Here is an 18,261-nt window from a genome sequence, read left to right on the forward strand (position 1 = left end):
GGCCCAGCGCAAGGAGAGCCCTGGAGATAACGACCGCAGAGGAGTCCAACAAGAGCTACCTTGCCTCAAGGCGGCGTCAGGGTCAGCTGATCCGCAAAGACCTAAGCCGAAACCACGACTGGCGCTATTGGACCACCCTGATACCCCTTATGCACCTGACCGCGAACTTGATCTGTCGTCGCTTCGTCTCCCCATACGTGCCACCCCGGCCTGGGGTGCCGAGCGAATAGTTCCAAGTAAGGACCGGGAGAGCAAGCCTCAATGAGGTCGTATTGCTCGTCCGGCTTTCGTGAGTGCTCTCGTTTCCGAGTCTCCAACATGTTGACCTGCGAACGACCCGGAGGCAGAGTCCGCATTCGACCCCTTACTCCAAAAAGTATCAGTTCCGTGACGTTCCGAAAGTAGAACCCGACGCCTCGACCATCCGGGCCACCGTCCGCACGTCTCTTTGCCCAGACAATGTTCGACACATACCTGTAGCCCCAGGATTCCATGACGGCTAGCCCCTCAGGGAGAAGGGCATTCGGAACCCAAAGGTAAAGGTGAGAATTCTCCGCAGCATGGGAACCGACCGGCAGGTTCTTGATTGCGTCCAAATCCATGGTGTCGTAACGGTCGAGCCGACGATGCTCAGGGGCGACCTTCCCGGTGCGATTGGCGAATCTCCAGGGCGGGTCAGCCAGCACCGTCTGAAAGCCACCTTCGACTACCGGGAGCGGGTCAGGGGGCGTAGCAAGTGTGTCTGCTCGAAGTGGCGTGGCCATGATCACCGACTCTAGTTCAGGCCTCCGACTGCGCTAGGGCGCACCGCCGGTCTTCGTCGGACGCGTGGATCACTCCGCGCCTTCATCGCCGTGGTCAGCCAACTCGACGGCAACATCAAGGGCAGGGGCAACAACCCCGAGTCCCGCCCAGGTCGACTTCGTGATTCCAATCGCGAGGATTGGGCACCCGCCAGCGTCTCCCCGAGTAATCCGTGGCTCAAGCTTGACCATGTTGGTGGTGGTCGTGGTGCCTAGCCGCCTAAAGGCGTCCTCGCTGCCGAGTTCCTGACCAGCAAGTTCGCGTATTCCTTGGTGATCCCTGGTGATGATCACACCCAGATCGATCAGCCCTAAGTCATAGAGCGCCCGATACGCAGCGAGATCACGGTCAAGGTTCCCGTCTTTGGCGTTCCACTCAACATCAATCGCTACCCGGCCCTTCATGTTGTCTACCTCGAAGCCGTCGTTACTCACTGTGGTCGCGAGAAAGTTCTCCTCGTAAGCCCGACTGGTTAAGGTCTTTTTCTTCTGCCCCACAAGCCTGAACTCGGTGTTGACGCGAACTGCACTCCAGCCCCGTTCGAAGAACGCAGTATCGAGTCGAATCGCGACGGGCCCGCGATTGCCCCCTGCAACCAGGATGTCCGTGTCGTAGAGGAAGAACTCTGACAGCACATCCGAGAGGTCTGTCAGCAGGGCTGAGTTGCTCGCACCCATGATCGCCGCCGCATTGCGTGTCTCGAGCCAGGTGTACTTGCCAAGCAGCGGCTCGGAGAAGACTTCCTTGTAGGAGTGAGTCAGATCCATATCGGCAACCGTATCGACTTCTGCTCAGGAAACTCTGCCATGTCGTCAATTGTGACTGTCTCAATGTCGGCGCCCCGAGAGACGCTCAATAGATCGGGTTGAGCACTCGACCGCCAGGCGAAGGAGAAACCATGAAGACCACGGCTCATCACTCAAGCAACCCGTCCGACCCGGATGTCTACCACGACCACAGCAACTGCTCAAGCGGGCAGCAGATGCCGGCCCACAACAGGTTGTCAGGAACCGGTGGCCACCCTCGCTGCGGCCACTGCAGCATTATGGGCTGAGCTAGGTCTACCCCTGCGCCCGCTCCAGCACCAGCTCCCGCACGCGAGCCGCATCGGCCTTGCCGCCCATCGCCTTCATGACGGCACCGATCACGGCGCCGGCGGCCTGCACCTTGCCCTCGCGGATCTTCTCGAGCACGTCGGGCTGCTCGGCCAGGGCCGCATCGACCGCGGCGATGAGGGCACCGTCGTCCGAGACGACCTGCAGACCTCGGGCCTCGACGACCTGCGCCGGCGTGCCCTCCCCCGCGATGACACCCTCGACCACCTGACGGGCGAGGCGGTCGGTCAGGGCGCCCGACTCGACGAGCTCGACGACGGCGGCGACGTCACTCGCGCTGATGAGAGACGACGGCTCCGCATCCTGCGCGTTCGCGATGCGGGCGATCTCGCCCGTCCACCACTTGCGGGCCTGCTGCGGTGACGCGCCGGCGGCGACCGTGTCGGCCACCTCGACGAGCAGTCCCGAGTTCACGACGTCGCGGAACTCGAGATCGGTGAACCCCCACTCCTCCTTCAGGCGACGGCGGCGGGCCGCGGGCGGCTCGGGCAGAGCATCCCGAAGCTCATCAATCAGCGCCGGCGACGGAACCACCGGCAGCAGGTCGGGCTCGGGGAAGTACCGGTAGTCGTCGGCGTCGCTCTTCGGGCGGCCGGGCGACGTCGTGCCGGTGTCCTCATGCCAGTGACGGGTCTCTTGCGTGATCGTGCCACCCTTGGCCAGAATCGCGGCCTGGCGCTGAATCTCGTAGCGCACGGCCCGCTCGACGCTACGTAGCGAGTTGACGTTCTTGGTCTCGGTGCGGATGCCCAGCTTCTGCTCGCCACGGGGCCGCAGCGACACGTTCGCATCGCAGCGCAGGTTGCCGCGCTCCATTCGCGCCTCGCTGATGCCGAGCGCTCGCACGATGTCGCGGATCGTCGACACGTAGGCCTTCGCCAGCTCGGGCGCGCGGTGCTCGGCACCGAAGATCGGCTTGGTGACGATCTCGACCAGCGGCACGCCGGCACGGTTGTAGTCGACGAGCGAGCTCTCGGCGCCCTGGATGCGGCCCGTCGAGCCGCCCACGTGCGTGAGCTTGCCCGCGTCTTCCTCCATGTGCGCGCGCTCGATCGGCACCTGCACGAGCGTGCCGTCTTCCAGCTCGACCTCGAGCGTGCCCTCGAAGGCGATCGGCTCGTCGTACTGGCTGATCTGGTAGTTCTTCGCGAGATCGGGGTAGAAGTAGTTCTTGCGCGCGAAGCGGCTCATGGGCGCGATCTGGCAACCGAGCGCGAGGCCCAGCGAGATCGAGTAGCGCACGGCCTGCTCGTTGACGACCGGCAGGCTGCCCGGCAGGCCGAGGCACACGGGCGTGATCGCCGTGTTCGCGTCGGTCACCTCGTTGGCGCTGAACGCCGGGTTCGGCGCGTCGCTGAACATCTTCGTTGTCGTGCTCAGCTCAACGTGCACCTCGAAGCCGAGCACCGGCTCGAACAGCTCGAGGGCCTTGTCGAAGTCCATGAGGTCTGCGCGTGCCATCAGCGGGCCCCTCCGTCCGAAGCAGAACCAGACAGTGCGGGCACCTGCGCCCACAGCGGCCCACCCCAGTGCGCTTCGAGCAGCGCCTCGATCGCGGCGCCCGCCTCGTAGAGTCGGGCGTCTTCGCGCGCCGGGGCCATGAGCTGCAGGCCCGTCGGCAGGCCGTCCTCCGGCGCGAGCCCCATCGGCAGGCCCATGCCGGGCACGCCCGCGAGGTTCGCCGGAATCGTCGTGACGTCGTTGAGGTACATCGCCAGCGGGTCGGCGAGCTTCTCGCCGAAGCGGAACGCCGTGGTCGGTGCGCTCGGCGAGACGAGGATGTCGGCCTTCTCGAACGCGGCCGCGAAGTCGCGCTGGATGAGCGTGCGCACCTTCTGCGCGCTGCCGTAGTAGGCGTCGTAGTAGCCGGCCGAGAGCGCGTAGGTACCGAGGATGATCCGGCGCTTCACCTCGGGGCCGAAGCCGGCCTCGCGCGTCGCCGCCATGACGTCCTCCACCGTTCCGCCGGGCACCTCGACCCGCAGGCCGAAGCGCACCGAGTCGAACTTGGCGAGGTTGCTCGACGCCTCCGCCGGAAGGATCAGGTAGTACGCCGCGACGGCGTACTCGAAGTTCGGGGCACTGACCTCGACGATCTCGGCGCCGGCGCCGGCGAGCAAGTCGAGGGTCTCCTCGAAGCGCTGCTTCACGCCGGCCTGGAAGCCGCCGCTCTCGCCGCGCAGCTCGCGCACCACGCCGACGCGCAATCCCTTCAGCACGTCGCCCCGGGCGCCGCGGCGCGCGGCCTCGGCCATCGAGGGCCACGCGTCGGGAATGCTCGTGGCGTCGCGGGAGTCGTGCCCGCCGATGACGTCGTGCACGAGCGCCGCATCCAGAACGGTGCGCGACACCGGCCCGACCTGGTCGAGCGACGAGGCGAGCGCGATCGCGCCGTACCGGCTGACCCCGCCGTAGGTGGGCTTGACGCCGACCGACCCGGTCACCGCGGCCGGCTGACGGATGCTGCCGCCGGTGTCGCTGCCGAGCGCGACGGGCGCCTCGAAGGCCGACACCGCAGCGGCCGAGCCACCCCCCGACCCACCGGGAATGCGCTCGAGATCCCACGGATTCCGCGTCGGCCCGTAGGCCGAGTGCTCGGTGCTCGAGCCCATCGCGAACTCGTCCATGTTCGTCTTGCCGAGCGGGATCATGCGGGCGGCCCGCAGCCGCGCGACGACCGTGGCGTCGTAGGGCGGCACCCAGCCCTCGAGAATCTTCGAGCCCGAGGTCGAGGGCATGTCGAGCGTGCACAGCACGTCTTTGATCGCGATCGGCACACCCGCCAGCTCGGGCAGCGCGACCCCGGCGGCGCGGTCGGCGTCGACCTGCGCGGCGGTCTCGAGGGCGGCGGCGTTGACGTGCAGGAAGGCGTGCACGTCGCCATCGACGGCGGCAATACGGTCGAGGTGCGCCTGCGTGACCTCGACGCTCGACACCTCGCCCGCGGCGAGGCGCGCGGCGAGGTCGGCGGCGGTGGCGCGCGTCAGGTCCGCGCTGTTCGCGGCGGCGCTCACTGCTCCTCCCCCAGGATCGCGGTGACGCGGAAGCGGCTGCCGTCGTGGTCGGGGGCGCCGGCCAGCGCCTGCTCGGTCGTCAGCGTGACGCCCGGCACGTCGGGGCGCATGCCGCCCGTCAGCGGAATCGGGTGGCTCGTGGCCGGCACGTCGGGCGTCGCCACCTGCTGCACGGTCGCCACCGCGTCCACGATCGCGCCGAGCTCGCCGGTCAGCGTCTCGATCTCGTCGGGGGTCAGCGCGATGCGCGCGAGCTGGGCGAGGTACGCCACGCGCTCGGGCGTGATTTCAGACATGGGGCTCCCAAGGTGGCCGTCGGCGGGGGATGCCCCAGTCTACTGAGCGCTCCCCAACCGTTCGGCCCTCCCGATCGTCTGAGAGGATGAGGGCGGTACGCACCGCCGACCCGCAGGGAGGCACGATGTCCAGAATGATGTCCCGCACGTTCCGCCGCGGCGCGGCCGCTCTGCTCGGCGGCGCCCTCGCCGGCCTGGTCTCGGCGTGCGCCCTTCTCGGCGGGGGCGACGGCGCTCAGATGCAGGGCGAGTGGGTGCTCGTGGCGGCGGAGGATCCGACGGGGGCGTTCGACCTGAGCCCGGCCGAGGTGACGCTGACCGTGCAGGGCAGCACGCTCTCGGGCACGGCCGCCTGCAACCAGTACGGCGGAACGGTCAGCGGCGGCCTCGATTCCACCGACGAGCGGCCGGTGAGCATCGGTGCGCTGTTCCAGACCGAGATGGCGTGCACGGGCGAGGGCGTGATGGAGCTCGAGGCCCGCTACCTGACCGCTCTCGCCGCGGTCGAGAGCGGCCTGCGCATCGACGATGACACGATGGCGCTGTTCGGCGGCGGGGTGCGGCTCGAGTTCGACCTGCTCATCGAGGGCTGACCAAGGGCTAGAGCGGGCGGCACTCGCTCTCACCGAGCAGGGTGCTGGCGCTCGCGCTCACGCGCAGCACGATGAGCTCGCCGTCGGCGGTCTCGCCCGACACCTCGATGACGTCGCCGACCTCGGTGCGGGTGACGCGGATGCCCTCCGCCGTCCACGCCCGCGAGACCCGCTCGGCCGCGGCAGCAGGAGCCGCCGAGGCGTCACCGATGCGCAGCGCGGGGTACTGCTCGCCGCTGACCCAGAGCGGGATGACGCACTCGCGCGGCGTCGGGTCGTCGTGCACCTGCCAGTCGCCGCCGACCATGCGCTGGGTGTCGTCGAGCAGCGCGGCGAACCGGTCGCGGGCCTCCGAATCGGTGACCCCGGTGACGGGAACGACGGCGCACCCCGCGAGCGTCAGCGCCACCGCTCCGCCGAGCCCTGCGGCGATCGCGGCGGCGAGCACCCCTCGGCGTCGGCCCATGGCTGTCAGGCTACGCCCCCGCTCAGAGCAGGAGGGCGAGCGTGCGACCCTCGTCGCGCTGCGAGCCGTCGGTGACGAGCTCGCCCTTGTCGATGCCGATGAGTGCCAGGTTGCGCAGCGACTCGGTGCCCGCCGCGAAGTAGTAGTTGTGCCCGATCGACTCGGTCAGCACCTGGTTGGTGATGACATCGACCCCGCCGGCGACGCTCATGACGCGAGCGCCGAACTCGGCGCTGCCCGGGTCTCGCCCGAAGAAGGCGCTGTTCGGGATCGGATCCCACGCGGCCTCGCCGACGAACACGTCGCCGCGCACGTTGAGCTCGTCGACGCTGGATGCGGGGGCGCCGGGTGAGCCGATCATGGCGAGAGCATCCACCGTCGTGCTCTGCTGCAGGGCGAGCATGGCCGCGGTCGAGCCGTAGGAGTGCGACAGCAGCGCGATGTAGGGCTGGTCGGTGCCGCGGATCGCCTGCAGCCCGTCGATGGCGCGCGCGATGGCATCGCGCCCCTCGTAGGCGAGATCGAGGCTGCCCACGTTGAGCAGTGTGGGGGTCTGGTAGCCGATCCAGGCGACCGTGGCGACGGTCTCGACCTCGTCGGTCGCCCCCGCCTCGGCCAGCAGCGAGAGCCACGACACCTGCTCGTCGTACAGCCGCGCGGCGGTATCCGTCCACTCGACGGCGTTGCCGCCGACCGAGATGAACATGCCCGGCATCAGGTAGCTGACGTAGTCGGCGGTCTCGAGGTCGCCGAGCACGATCGCCATCTTGCCCTGGCCGTGGGTGTCGAGCTGCAGGAGGGTGCGCGGCGGGTTCGCGGTCGCCGGCCCGAGCGCGTCGGCGACCCCGTAGAGCATCTCGAGACGCTGCTGGTTCTGCGCCGCGATCGTGCGGCCGGCGCGCAGCCCCTCGAGTTCGAGCTCGCGGATCGTCGAGCGCAGCACGTCGCGGTTCGCGGCGTTGCGCACGGCGACGGGGATGCCGTCGAGGTTGCCGACGAGCTCGGGCGCAGCGCTGAGCAACGCGCGCTGCGCCCGAGCGTCGAGGCCCGCCCACCAGCCGCTCACCTGAGGAGCTCCGGGTGGTGCAGCCAGCAGGGCCTGGAGTCGGTGGGGGTTCGACTCCAGTGCAGTCGCCGATACGGCCGGGGGAGCCGCGGCGAGAGCGTGCAGCAGGTCGACACCGGTGAGGTTCTCGAAGCTCTCCACCGTCAGGGGGGTGGTGGGAGCCAGGGCCGCGGCGTCGTGCTGCGTGCTGGTGGGCAGGTCGATGGCCCGCTCGAGGGCGGGGCGGTCAGGGGCCGACATCGCCGGTGCGGCAATGCTGGTGATCGGGGTGACGGGGGGCGCGCCGGGCAGGGTGACGGGCCCCGCCACCGCGGCTACGGTGAGCGAGGCGATCACTACTGCTGTCGCGTCGAGCAGCACGCCGGATTCCCCTCACGACCGGCGGGCCGGGCATCCCCCGAAGCGGTCCCACCGGCGTGAGGCCATGCTAGGCGAAAGTGCGCCCCTTTTGGGGGGTGGAACGGACATTCCTCTCGACTCACACCAACCCGTTACACAGCCGACATGAAGCGTCGGTCGAATGCGCATACCGGATGCGCAGGCCGCCGATCAGCCCGCGTCGGGGTCGCTCACACGCAACGCGTCGGGCCCCTCGCGCACGAGAATCGCGAACTGGGCGGCGTCGATGATGCGCACGCCGAGCTCTTCGGCCTTCTGCAGCTTCGAGCCGGCGCCGGGCCCGGCCGCCACGAAGTCGGTCTTCTTCGAGACGCTCGAGGCGGCCTTGCCGCCGGCCGCGATGATCGCCTCCTGGGCTCCCTCGCGCGTGAAGCCGTCGAGTGTGCCCGTTGCGACGACCGTGAGCCCGGCGAGCACTCCCCCGGCGGCGGCCGCGGCACCCGGGCCGGCGTGGCCGGGGGTCGCGAACTGCACTCCGGCGGCGGCCCAGCGGTCGACGATCTCGACGTGCCAGTCGACGGCGAACCACTCCTGCACGGCCTCGGCGATGATCGCGCCGACGCCGTCGACGGCGGCGAGCTCGTCGAGGCTCGCCGCGCGAATGGCGTCGAGCGAGCCGAACCAGTCGGCGAGCGCCCGCGCGGCCACCGGGCCGACGTGCCGGATGTTGAGGCTGACCAGCAGGCGCCAGAGCGGCTTGGTCTTGGCCTTCTCGAGCTCGTCGAGCAGGGTCAGAGCGACCGCACTCGGCTGCGGGCCCTCCAGCCCCTGCTTCTTCTCGGCGGCCGTCGGGTTGCGCCGGAAGGGCGACCGGCGGCGTGCGGTGCCGTCGGCCTCGAGCTTGGGCAGCCCGGTCTCGGCATCCCGCACCACCACCTCGATCGGCAGCAGGTCGTCGATCGTGAGGGCGAACAGGCCGGCCTCGGTGCGCAGGGGCGGCTCCTCGGGCACGTCGGGCTGCGTGAGGGCGGCGGCACCGATCTCGCCGAGGCCCTCGATGTCGAGGGCACCGCGGCTGCCGATGTGCTCGACGCGGCCGCGCACCTGGGCCGGGCAGCTGCGGGCGTTGGGGCAGCGCAGGTCGACGTCGCCCTCCTTCGCCGGCCGCAGCTCGGTGCCGCACTCGGGACAGTTGGTCGGCATGACGAAGACGCGCTCGGTGCCGTCGCGCAGCTCGACCACCGGGCCGAGCACCTCGGGGATCACGTCGCCGGCCTTGCGCAGCACCACCGTGTCGCCGATGAGCACGCCCTTGGCCTTGACGACGTCTTGATTGTGCAGGGTGGCCTGCCGCACCTCGCTGCCCGCGACGCGCACCTTCTCCATGACCGCGTACGGGGTCGCGCGGCCCGTGCGGCCGACGCTCACGACGATGTCGAGCAGGCGCGTGTTCACCTGCTCGGGCGGGTACTTGTAGGCGATCGCCCAGCGCGGCGCGCGGCTCGTCGCGCCGAGCTCGTCATGCAGGGCCAGCTCGTCGACCTTCACGACCACGCCGTCGATCTCGTGCTCGACGTCGTGCCGGTGCTCGCCGTGGAAGGCGATGAACTGCGCCGCCTCGGCGGCGCTCGCGTGCACGCGGACGTGGCTGCTGATCGGCAGGCCCCAGCCCTGCAGCAGGCCGTAGACCTCACTCTGCGCGGTGACGGGCGGGTTCGGCCAGGCGCCGATGCCATGCACGAGCATCCGCAGCCGGCTCAGCCGGTCGTGCATGCGCGCCAGCTGCTCGTCGCTCTTGCCCTCCGCCTTCTGGCGCAGGCTGCCGCTCGCGGCGTTGCGCGGATTCGCGAACTCGCGCTCGCCCGCCTCGCGCTGCAGCGCGTTGAGCTCGTCGAACAGCGCGGTCGGAATGAACACCTCGCCGCGCACCTCGACCAGGTCGGGCAGGTCGTCGGCGGTGGCGGGCTGCCCGGGGCCGCCGAACAGCCGCTGCGGGATGCCCGCCACGAGCCGGGCGTTCACCGTGACGTCCTCGCCCACGCGTCCGTCGCCGCGCGTCGCCGCGCTCACCAGCACGCCGCGCTCGTAGCGCAGGTTGAGGGCCAGCCCGTCGATCTTCAACTCGCACAGCCAGCGCACCGGGCGCCCGGCGTCGCGCTCGACCTTCGCCGCCCAGTCGGCGAACTCCTCGGCGCTGAACACGTTGTCGAGGCTGAGCATGCGCTCGGCGTGCTCGACCGGGGCGAACAGGGTGCTCTCGACCCCGCCGCCGACCGTCTGGGTCGGCGAGTCCTGGCTCTGCAGCTCGGGGAAGGCGTGCTCGATCAGCTCGAGCCGGCGCACCAGGGCGTCGTAGGTGGCGTCGTCCTCCAGCACGGTGTCGCGGCCGTAGTAGGCGTCGCGCAGCTCGAGGATGCGGCTGGTGAGCCGCTCGACCTCGGCGCGCGCCTCGTCGCGAGTCAGCTCGTCGATGGCGCGGGCATCCACGTAGCGGTCCGCCAGCGTGCCGCGGTCGTCGGTGATGCCGTCGGGGGTGTCAGCCACGCGCACAGTCTAGGAGCGCGCCCTGACCCGCGGCACCTGACACAAATCACGGACTTTCGACCGGGTGACAGGCCCACTCGGGCCTGAGCAGTCGCGGCGCACCGCGAAACTCCGTGATTTGTGACACCACCGTCGGGCGGCGGGGATGGAGACAGCGCGGCGGGGGTCAGGCTCCGAGAACGCGATCGAGGTAGGGGTTGGTGAAGACGCGGTCGGGGTCGAGCCGGTCGCGCACGGCGACGAAGTCGTCGAAGCGCGGGTAGGCCGGCCGCAGGTCGTCGGCCGCGCGGCTGTGCAGCTTGCCCCAGTGCGGGCGGCCGTCGTGCGCGCGCAGGATCGCCTCGGCGGCGGCGAGGTACGGGGTGTGGTCATCCCGGATGTAGCGGTGCACCGCGATGTAGCTCGATTCGCGCCCGTACGCCGTCGACAGCCAGACGTCGTCGGCGGCGGTCGCCCGCACTTCGACCGGGAAGGTCACCTTCCAGCCGTTCTGCTCGATGACGCGGTCGAGCTCGCGCAGCACGGGGCCGACGGCATCGAGCGGCACCGAGTACTCCAGCTCGCGGAACCGCACCGTGCGCTCGGTGGCGAAGATGCGGTGCGAGTAGTCGGCGGCCTGGCGGGTGAAGGCGACGCGGCTGGCGAGGCGATTGATGCCGGGCACCGTACTGGGCAGCGCCGAGCCGAGGCGGCACAGCACCTCGTAGAGCCCGTTGCCGAGCAGCTCGTCGTCGAACCACTTCTTGACCGGGCCGGAGGGCGTGCGCGGCGCATCCGCCGGCAGGCGGGTGTTGTTGCGGGTGAGCGCGAGCCGCGTGTGCGGAAACCAGTAGAACTCGACGTGGTCGGACTGCGCCGAGCGGGTCGGCCAGTCATCGAGAACGTCGTCGAGCGGCTCCGGATGCTCGTCCGCCGCCAGCACGAACGTCGGCACGGTCTGCACCGTGAGGTCGACGAGCACCCCGAGGGCGCCGAGCCCGAGGCGCGCTGCGGGCCACAGCTCGGCGTTCTCGGTCGGGCTGATCGACAGCAGGCGCCCGTCAGCGGTGGCGAGGGTGACGGACCGCAGCTGGGTGGCGAGACCGCCGAAGGCGCGGCCGGTGCCGTGGGTGCCGGTGCTGACGGCGCCCGAGATCGACTGCACGTCGATGTCGCCGAGGTTCTCGAACGCGAGCCCGTGCTCGTGCAGTAGCGCTGATGCGGCGTGCAGGCGGGTTCCGGCGGCGAGGGTCACGAGCCCGGTGCTGGCGTCGACCGCGGTCACACCGGCGAGGCCGGTGAGGTCGAGCTGCACGCCCGGCGCGACGGCGATACCCGTGAACGAGTGGCCGGCACCGATCGGCTTGACGGCGAGCCCGTCCGCGCGGGCGCGGGCGATCGCCGCGACCACCTCGTCGGGCGTCGACGGGCGCTCGACGCGGGCGGGGGTCACCTGCTCGGTGCGGGCCCAGTTCTGCCACGCGCGCGACCCGGTCGCTGCCGTGCTCGTTCGTGCCGTGCTCACAGGAACACCTTCCCTTCGCCGCGGTACGTCGGCAACTCGCCCACCACCCGGTCGCCGTCGACCACGGCGTAGAGGTCGAGGTGCTCGGCGAGCTCTCCGGCCTTGGTGTGGCGCAGCCAGACCCGGTCGCCGACGCGCAGGCCCGCGGCGGCCGGCCCGCGCAGGGGCGTCTGCACCTCGCCCGCGGTCTCGGTGCTGAGCATCCGCAGCCTCTGGGGCCAGACCACCTGCGGAAGGCGGTCGGGGCCGGGCGGTCCGCTGGCGATCCAGCCGCCGCCGAGCAGGGTCGCGATGTCGTCGGCGGGTCGCCGCACGACCGGGAGCGCGAACGCGGCGGCGGGCGCGGGCCTGAAGGCACGGTAGGTGTCGAACAAGTGCGGGCCGAGCAGGCCGCTGCCGGCGGCGAGCTCGGTGACGCTGTCGTCGGCGGCGGTCGACTCGAGCGAACCGGTGCCGCCGCCGTTGACGAAGCGCAGCGGGGCCCCGGCAGCGTCGGCGATGGCGCGCACGGCAGCGACGGCGCGCCCGCGCCGGTCGGCGAGCTCGGTGCGCGATGCACGCTGGATACCCCGGATGAGCGCGCTGCGCAGCGGTCGCCCGGGCAGCGCGTCGCCGAGTCCGGCGAGCTGCGCTTCGTACGCCATGACGCCGTCGAGCACGAAGCCCCGGCGCTCGGCGACCGTGCGGGCGAGCGTGGCGAGCTGCTCGGGCGTGTGCAGCGGGCTGCGGCGCACCCCGACGTGGCCGAGGAGCGGCGCCCTCCAGCTCGCGTCGAGTTCGAGGGCGACGCGGATGCTCGGCCGCGAGCCCGGCGCCGCCACCGCGTCGATCAGATCGAGGTGGGCGACATCGTCGATCATGAGCGTCACGCGCGCGGCCAGCTGCTCGTCGGCGGCGAGCCGCGCGAGGGCCGCGCGATCGGTCGAGGGGTAGCCCACGACCACGTCGTCGATGTCGCTGCCCCCGCGCCCGCGAGAGTCGGCGAGCCACAGCGCCTCGGGCAGCGTGTAGGCGAGCACGCCCGCGAAGCCGGGGCGCGCGAGCACCGCCTCGAGCACCCCGCGCACCCGGATCGACTTGCTCGCCACCCGGATCGGCGCTCCCCCGGCGCGCCGCACGAGGTCGGCGGCGTTGTACGCGAGGGCGGCGCGGTCGATCACGCCGAGCGGCGGGTCGAGGTGCGTGGTCGCGGCCGTCAGCCGCGGCCAGTGGGCGGCGGGGTCGGCGCCGGGGCGGGCGGACGGTGCGTCGTCGAGGCGCAGCAGGGCTGCGGGGTGCTCGTCTCGAGCCGGCGGCACTGCGGTCACCGCGCCAGTCTAGGGAGCGAGCGAGCGCGCGGGCGGGCGCTCGCCTACGGCGCGGCCACGAGCAGATCGGCCGCGACCGTGCGGTCGATCGTGCACTGCCCGAGCACGCGCGTGCCGACGTACACGACCGCGGTCTGGCCGGGCGCGACGCCGAGCAGCGGCTCGACCGGGCGCACGACGAGCTCGCCGCCGGCGACGACCGCGGATGCGGGCACCGGGTCGGCGTGCGCCCGCACCTGCACGTGGCAGTCGAACGGGCGGAGAGCATCCACCCCCGCCGCAGCGGAGGGGTCGCGGCTCGTCACGCCGCTCGCGACCGGGTCGGCACCGGCCCAGGTGTAGCGGCGTCCGGCGAGCTCGGCGATGGCGAGCGCCTCGCGCGGGCCGACGACGACCTCGTTGGTGCGGGGGCGCACCTCGAGCACGAAGCGCGGGCGGCCGTCGGGCGCGGGCACGCCGAGGTTCAGGCCGCGGCGCTGGCCGACCGTGAAGCTCGTCGCACCGTCGTGCTCGCCGACGACCGTGCCATCGCGGTCGACGATCGCGCCGGTCGCCGGGGCGATGCGGTCGGCGAGCCAGCCGCGGGTGTCGCCGTCGGGGATGAAGCAGATGTCGTGACTGTCGGGCTTCTGCGCCACGGTGAGGCCGCGCTCGGCAGCCTCGGCGCGCACGACCGCCTTCGACGGGGTCGTGCCGAGCGGAAACCACGCGTGCGCGAGCTGCTCGGCCGTCAGCACACCGAGCACGTACGACTGGTCCTTCGCCTCGTCGCTCGCCCGGTGCAGCTCGCGGCCGTGCGGGCCCTCGACGATGTGCGCGTAGTGCCCCGTGACGACCGCGTCGAAACCGAGCGCGAGCGCCTTCTCGAGCACCGCGGCGAACTTGATGCGCTCGTTGCAGCGCATGCACGGGTTCGGGGTGCGGCCAGCGGCGTACTCGCTGATGAAGTCGTCGACGACGTCGGCGCGGAAGCGCTCGCTGAAGTCCCACACGTAGAACGGGATGCCCAGGCGCTCGGCCGCGCGACGCGCATCGAGGCTGTCCTCGATCGTGCAGCAGCCGCGGCTGCCGGTGCGCAGGGTGCCCGGCATGCGGCTGAGCGCCAGATGCACGCCGACGACCTCGTGGCCCGCATCCACAGCGCGCGCAGCGGCGACGGCGCTGTCGACGCCACCGCTCATCGCTGCCAGAACCCGCACCCCTCCAGGGTACGCGGGCTTGCGAGCCCCCCCGCGCTGTCACAAATCACGGAGATTTGGTCGGTGACGCTTCCCGCCGTGCGGAAACGAGGGGCCCGATCGGCGGGAGTTCCGTGATTTGTGACACGCAGCCCGTCGGCACCGTCACGAGCGCTGCGAGCGTCAGCGGCCGAGGCGGGGGGTGCGGGCGGCGAGCCCCGCGGCCTGGGCGCGCTCGACCGCCGCGGGCAGGGCGTCGAGCAGCGCGTCGACCTCGGCCTCGGTCGTCGACGGCCCGAGCGTGATGCGCAGGGCACCCCGCGCCTCGGCCTCGCTGAGCCCCATCGCGAGCAGCACGTGACTCGGCTCGGGCACGCCGGCCTGGCACGCCGACCCGGTCGAGACGGCGATGCCCGCGGCGTCGAGCAGCATCAGCAGCGAGTCGCCCTCCGCATCGGGAACGGTCAGGTGCAGCGTGCCGGGCAGCGCGAGCGCGTCGAGCTCGGCGGCCCGCGCCGGGTCATCGGCGACCGCAGCCGCGCCCGCGGCGCCGCGCAGCACGGCCTGCGGCACGCGGCGACGGATGCCCTCCGCCAGCCGGGCGCGCAGCATCCGCTTGTGCGCGGCGCGGTCGGCGAGCTCGGCGTGCGCGAGCTCGGCCGCGACAGCGAAGGCCTCGGCGCCGGCGGCGTCCATGGTTCCCGAGCGGGCGCGCTGCTGGCTGCCGCCGTGCAGCAGTGGAACCACGTCGGCGTCGCGCCGCAGCACGAGCGCTCCGACCCCCACCGGGCCGCCGACCTTGTGCGCGGAGACCGAGACGGCCGACACCCCGTGCGGCAGCGGCGCGAGCGGCACCTGCCCGTAGGCCGCGATCGCGTCGACGTGCACGGGCACGCCGACGGCCGCGGCGAGCGCGGCGGCCTCGGCGACCGGCTGCAGCGTGCCGACCTCGTTGTTCGCCGCGAGCATCGTGAGCAGGGCCACGCCCGAGCCGTCGCCGAGCGCGTCGGCGAGCGCGTCGAGCCGCAGCGCCCCGAGCGCGTCGACCTCGAGCCAGCGCAGCTCGGCGCCCTCGTGGGCGGCGAGCCACTCGACGGCGTCCAGGGCCGCGTGGTGCTCGGCACGGGGCACGAGGATGCGTGGCCGAGGCACCGGCGCGGAGCCGGCCGTGGCGCCTGCACGCGGCGCGCCCTGGTTCCGCATCCAGTACAGCCCCTTGATGGCCAGATTGACCGCTTCGGTGCCGCCGCCCGTGAAGGTGACCTCGATGGGGTCGACGCCGAGGGTCGCGGCGATGCGGCCGCGGGCGTCATCGACGAGAGCGCGGGCGCGCTGCCCGGCCGAGTGGATCGAGGAGGGATTGCCGACGACCTCGAGCGCGGCCACGTATGCCGATCGCACGACGGCAGGCATCGGCGAGGTGGCGGCGTGGTCCAGGTAGATCATGAGCGGCTCCCTCCCCGGCGGTGACCTAGCCTAAGACGCATGCCCGTGAACGATCCTCTCGACCGTCTGGGCGTGCACCTCAGCGACGGGGTCGGAGACCTGCGCGTCTTCAGCGCCCACGCCACTGCCATCGAGCTGTGCCTGTTCGCCGAGGACGACCCGACGTGGGTGGCGGAGACCATCGACCTCGAGCCGGTCGGTGGCGGCATCTGGCAGGCGAGCACCCCCTCCCTGCGCCCGGGCGCCCGCTACGCGCTGCGCGCCGACGGGCCGGAGGGGCCGCGACATGCCTTCGACCGCGAGCGGCTGCTGCTCGACCCCTACGCCCGCGGGCTCGCCCGCACGCCCGACGGCGGCTGGCGCGCGTACGTGCAGGACGACTCCTTCGATTGGGGAGGCGTCGCCAAGCCCCGGGTGCCGCGCGACCGCGTCGTGCTCTACGAGGCGCACGTCAAAGGTCTGACGAAGCTCGCCCCCGAGCTGCCGGAGGAGCTGCGCGGCACCTACGCCGGCCTCGCCCACCCGGCCACCATCGACTACCTGCTCGACCTCGGCGTGACGACCGTCGAGCTGCTGCCGATGCACCAGTTCGTCAGCGAGCAGCGGCTGCAGGGTCAGGGGCTCGTCAACTACTGGGGCTACAACACGCTCAACTACTTCACCCCGCACGCCGCCTACGCCACACGTTCGGCCCAGTCGGGCGGCACCGGCGCCGTGCTGCGCGAGGTGAAGGGCATGGTCAAGCTGCTGCACGAGGCCGGCCTCGAGGTCGTGCTCGACGTGGTCTACAACCACACCGCCGAGGAGGGCGCGGACGGCCCGACCACGAGCTTCCGCGGCCTCGATGCGGCCACCTGGTACCGGCAGACCGACGACGGCCGGTACATCGACACGACGGGCTGCGGCAACACGATCGACTTCTCGCAGCCGGTCGCGCAGCGGCTCGTGCTCGACTCGTTGCGTTACTGGGCGAACGAGGTGCAGATCGACGGGTTCCGCTTCGATCTGATGGCGACGCTGGGGCGGGATGCCGCTGCCGTGTTCGACCCGGAGCACCCGCTGCTCCGGGCCATCCTCGACGACCCGGAGCTACAGGGCGTCACCATGATCGCCGAGCCGTGGGACGTCGGGATGGGCGGCTGGCAGGTCGGCCGGTTCCCGGCCGGGTACCACGAGTGGAACGACGGATTCCGCGATCGGGCGCGCGCGTTCTGGCTCACCGACCTCGGTGCGGCGCGCGCGCAGGGCACCGCGCCGGAGGGCATCGGATCGCTCGCCCGCCGCATGACCGGCAGTGCGCACGTCTTCGCCGAGGAGCGCGGCCCGCTCGCCAGCGTGAACTTCATCACCGCGCACGACGGCTTCACCCTCGCCGACCTCACGGCCTACGGCACGAAGCACAACGCGGGCAACGGCGAGGAGAATCGCGACGGCACCGACAACAACCGCTCGTACAACTTCGGCGTCGAGGGGGCCACGGACGACCCCGGCATCACGCTCGACCGCCGCAAGGCGATGCGCAACCTGCTCGGCACGCTGCTGCTGAGCGCCGGCATGCCGATGCTCACCGCGGGCGACGAGATCGGCCGCACGCAGCGCGGCAACAACAACGCCTACTGCCACGACAGCGAGCTGACCTGGATCGATTGGCACCTCGAGGGCTGGCAGCATGACCTGCGCCGGGTCGTGCAGCGACTGCTGCAGCTGCGACGCGAGAATCCCGCCCTCCGCCCCCAGCGGTACGGGCGCTGGGGCGAGACGGTGCCCCACGCCACGCAGATGGACTGGTTCAACAAGGACGGCGCCGCCATGACCATGGAGGACTGGGACTCACCGGCCGAGCGCACGCTGCAGTACCTGGCCGCGTCGACGCCCGAGGTCGAGGCGTTCAACCGCATCCTGCTGATCGTGCACGGGTTGGAGGAGCCGGTCGAGGTCACCCTGCCCGCCCACGAGGGCGTCGAGGCCTACACCCTGCTGTGGGACAGTGCCCACGACCGCCTCGACGCGCACGAGCCCGTGCACGCGCCCGGCGAGCGGCTCACCGTCGGACCGGCGTCGATGCTGCTGTTCCGCGCCGAGGGGCCGGCCGAGGGCGATGGCTAGCGGGCCGGGAACGCCCGCCACGGTGGCGCTGGTCGCGGCGGGCATCCCGTTCACCGCCCACACCTACGCGCATGACCCGGCCACCACGAACTACGGCCTCGAGGCCGCGCACGCTCTCGGGCTCGACCCCGATCGCGTGTTCAAGACGCTGCTGGCCGAGGCGGACGGCCGCCTGGTCGTCGGCATCGTTCCGGTGACCGGGATGCTCGATCTCAAGTCGCTCGCCGCCGCCGTCGGCGCCAAGCGCGCCCATATGGCCGACCCGGCCGTGGCCGAGCGCAAGACCGGCTACGTGGTCGGCGGCATCTCCCCCCTCGGGCAGAAGACGGCGCTGCCGACGGTACTCGACGAGACCGCGACCCTCTGGGACACGATCTTCGTCTCGGGCGGCCGGCGCGGCTTCGACATCGAGCTCGCGCCCGACGACCTGCTGCGCCTCACCGGCGGGCAGCTGGCCGACATCGCCCGCTGACCCCCTGATTC

The 18,261-nt window shown here is 71.6% G+C and carries 15 protein-coding genes; 3 read left to right on the forward strand and 12 right to left on the reverse strand.

Features of this window, described 5'->3' with window-relative positions:
• Positions 1-101: 101 nt before the first annotated feature.
• From BJ959_RS13065 to gatC, 5 genes are all read right to left on the reverse strand, one after another.
• Positions 102-764: an MT-A70 family methyltransferase gene (locus tag BJ959_RS13065; RefSeq protein ID WP_153981627.1), complete on the reverse strand. Its 663-nt coding sequence runs from the start codon at positions 762-764 to the stop codon at positions 102-104.
• Positions 765-833: 69 nt separating this feature from the next.
• Complete coding sequence (locus tag BJ959_RS04015; RefSeq protein WP_153981626.1) at positions 834-1,571, reverse strand: BglII/BstYI family type II restriction endonuclease; 738 nt, start codon at positions 1,569-1,571, stop codon at positions 834-836.
• 294 nt (positions 1,572-1,865) lie between these two features.
• A complete protein-coding gene (gene gatB, locus BJ959_RS04020) occupies positions 1,866-3,380 on the reverse strand; it encodes an Asp-tRNA(Asn)/Glu-tRNA(Gln) amidotransferase subunit GatB (protein ID WP_153981625.1) in 1,515 nt (504 codons plus the stop codon).
• Positions 3,380-4,933 (reverse strand): Asp-tRNA(Asn)/Glu-tRNA(Gln) amidotransferase subunit GatA, encoded by a 1,554-nt coding sequence (gatA, locus tag BJ959_RS04025; protein ID WP_153981624.1) that lies wholly within the window; start codon positions 4,931-4,933, stop codon positions 3,380-3,382. The genes gatB and gatA overlap by 1 nt, the downstream gene beginning before the upstream one ends.
• A complete protein-coding gene (gatC, locus tag BJ959_RS04030) occupies positions 4,930-5,229 on the reverse strand; it encodes an Asp-tRNA(Asn)/Glu-tRNA(Gln) amidotransferase subunit GatC (RefSeq protein WP_153981623.1) in 300 nt (99 codons plus the stop codon). Before gatC ends, gatA begins: the two co-directional genes overlap by 4 nt.
• 134 nt (positions 5,230-5,363) lie before the next feature.
• Here gatC and BJ959_RS04035 point away from each other — a divergent pair, with 134 nt between their 5' ends.
• Positions 5,364-5,822, forward strand: coding sequence for an META domain-containing protein (locus BJ959_RS04035; RefSeq protein ID WP_165879032.1), 459 nt, complete (start codon positions 5,364-5,366; stop codon positions 5,820-5,822).
• Between the two features lie 7 nt (positions 5,823-5,829).
• Here BJ959_RS04035 and BJ959_RS04040 read toward each other — a convergent pair whose 3' ends face one another.
• From BJ959_RS04040 to BJ959_RS04070, 7 genes are all read right to left on the reverse strand, one after another.
• Positions 5,830-6,288, reverse strand: coding sequence for a hypothetical protein (locus tag BJ959_RS04040; protein ID WP_153981621.1), 459 nt, complete (start codon positions 6,286-6,288; stop codon positions 5,830-5,832).
• Positions 6,289-6,310: 22 nt separating this feature from the next.
• Positions 6,311-7,714 (reverse strand): alpha/beta hydrolase, encoded by a 1,404-nt coding sequence (locus tag BJ959_RS04045; protein WP_153981620.1) that lies wholly within the window; start codon positions 7,712-7,714, stop codon positions 6,311-6,313.
• Positions 7,715-7,903: 189 nt separating this feature from the next.
• Positions 7,904-10,195, reverse strand: coding sequence for an NAD-dependent DNA ligase LigA (gene ligA, locus BJ959_RS04050; protein WP_207949278.1), 2,292 nt, complete (start codon positions 10,193-10,195; stop codon positions 7,904-7,906).
• A 208-nt stretch (positions 10,196-10,403) separates the two neighbouring features.
• Positions 10,404-11,741, reverse strand: coding sequence for a D-arabinono-1,4-lactone oxidase (locus BJ959_RS04055; RefSeq protein WP_153981619.1), 1,338 nt, complete (start codon positions 11,739-11,741; stop codon positions 10,404-10,406).
• The gene (locus BJ959_RS12580; RefSeq protein ID WP_153981634.1) at positions 11,738-13,006 is read right to left on the reverse strand and encodes an alanine racemase; all 1,269 of its coding nucleotides are present in this window, start codon (positions 13,004-13,006) and stop codon (positions 11,738-11,740) included. Before BJ959_RS12580 ends, BJ959_RS04055 begins: the two co-directional genes overlap by 4 nt.
• An 86-nt stretch (positions 13,007-13,092) precedes the next feature.
• Positions 13,093-14,247 carry a tRNA 2-thiouridine(34) synthase MnmA gene (gene mnmA, locus BJ959_RS04065; protein WP_341800013.1) on the reverse strand — a complete coding sequence of 385 codons (1,155 nt, stop codon included), beginning with the start codon at positions 14,245-14,247 and terminating at the stop codon, positions 13,093-13,095.
• Between the two features lie 162 nt (positions 14,248-14,409).
• The gene (locus tag BJ959_RS04070) at positions 14,410-15,672 is read right to left on the reverse strand and encodes a cysteine desulfurase family protein (protein ID WP_153981618.1); all 1,263 of its coding nucleotides are present in this window, start codon (positions 15,670-15,672) and stop codon (positions 14,410-14,412) included.
• A 39-nt stretch (positions 15,673-15,711) separates the two neighbouring features.
• Between BJ959_RS04070 and glgX the strand changes: the two genes are divergently transcribed.
• Both glgX and ybaK read left to right on the forward strand, forming a co-directional pair.
• Entirely contained in the window at positions 15,712-17,778 is a 2,067-nt protein-coding gene (glgX, locus tag BJ959_RS04075) for a glycogen debranching protein GlgX (protein WP_153981617.1), read from the forward strand.
• Complete coding sequence (gene ybaK / locus BJ959_RS04080) at positions 17,771-18,250, forward strand: Cys-tRNA(Pro) deacylase (protein WP_153981616.1); 480 nt, start codon at positions 17,771-17,773, stop codon at positions 18,248-18,250. Before glgX ends, ybaK begins: the two co-directional genes overlap by 8 nt.
• Positions 18,251-18,261 lie beyond the last annotated feature (11 nt).

Source organism: Microcella frigidaquae (genome assembly GCF_014200395.1).
GTDB classification, from domain to species: Bacteria; Actinomycetota; Actinomycetes; order Actinomycetales; family Microbacteriaceae; genus Microcella; species Microcella frigidaquae.

Coding starts and splice junctions, on each gene's coding strand:
- BJ959_RS04040 (WP_153981621.1), bottom strand. CDS start 6,288: ATGGGCCGACGCCGAGGGGTGCTCGCCGCCGCGATCGCCGCAGGGCTC.
- BJ959_RS13065 (WP_153981627.1), bottom strand. CDS start 764: ATGGCCACGCCACTTCGAGCAGACACACTTGCTACGCCCCCTGACCCG.
- BJ959_RS04035 (WP_165879032.1), top strand. CDS start 5,364: ATGATGTCCCGCACGTTCCGCCGCGGCGCGGCCGCTCTGCTCGGCGGC.
- BJ959_RS04015 (WP_153981626.1), bottom strand. CDS start 1,571: ATGGATCTGACTCACTCCTACAAGGAAGTCTTCTCCGAGCCGCTGCTT.
- gatB (WP_153981625.1), bottom strand. CDS start 3,380: ATGGCACGCGCAGACCTCATGGACTTCGACAAGGCCCTCGAGCTGTTC.
- gatC (WP_153981623.1), bottom strand. CDS start 5,229: ATGTCTGAAATCACGCCCGAGCGCGTGGCGTACCTCGCCCAGCTCGCG.
- BJ959_RS04070 (WP_153981618.1), bottom strand. CDS start 15,672: ATGATCTACCTGGACCACGCCGCCACCTCGCCGATGCCTGCCGTCGTG.
- ybaK (WP_153981616.1), top strand. CDS start 17,771: ATGGCTAGCGGGCCGGGAACGCCCGCCACGGTGGCGCTGGTCGCGGCG.
- glgX (WP_153981617.1), top strand. CDS start 15,712: ATGCCCGTGAACGATCCTCTCGACCGTCTGGGCGTGCACCTCAGCGAC.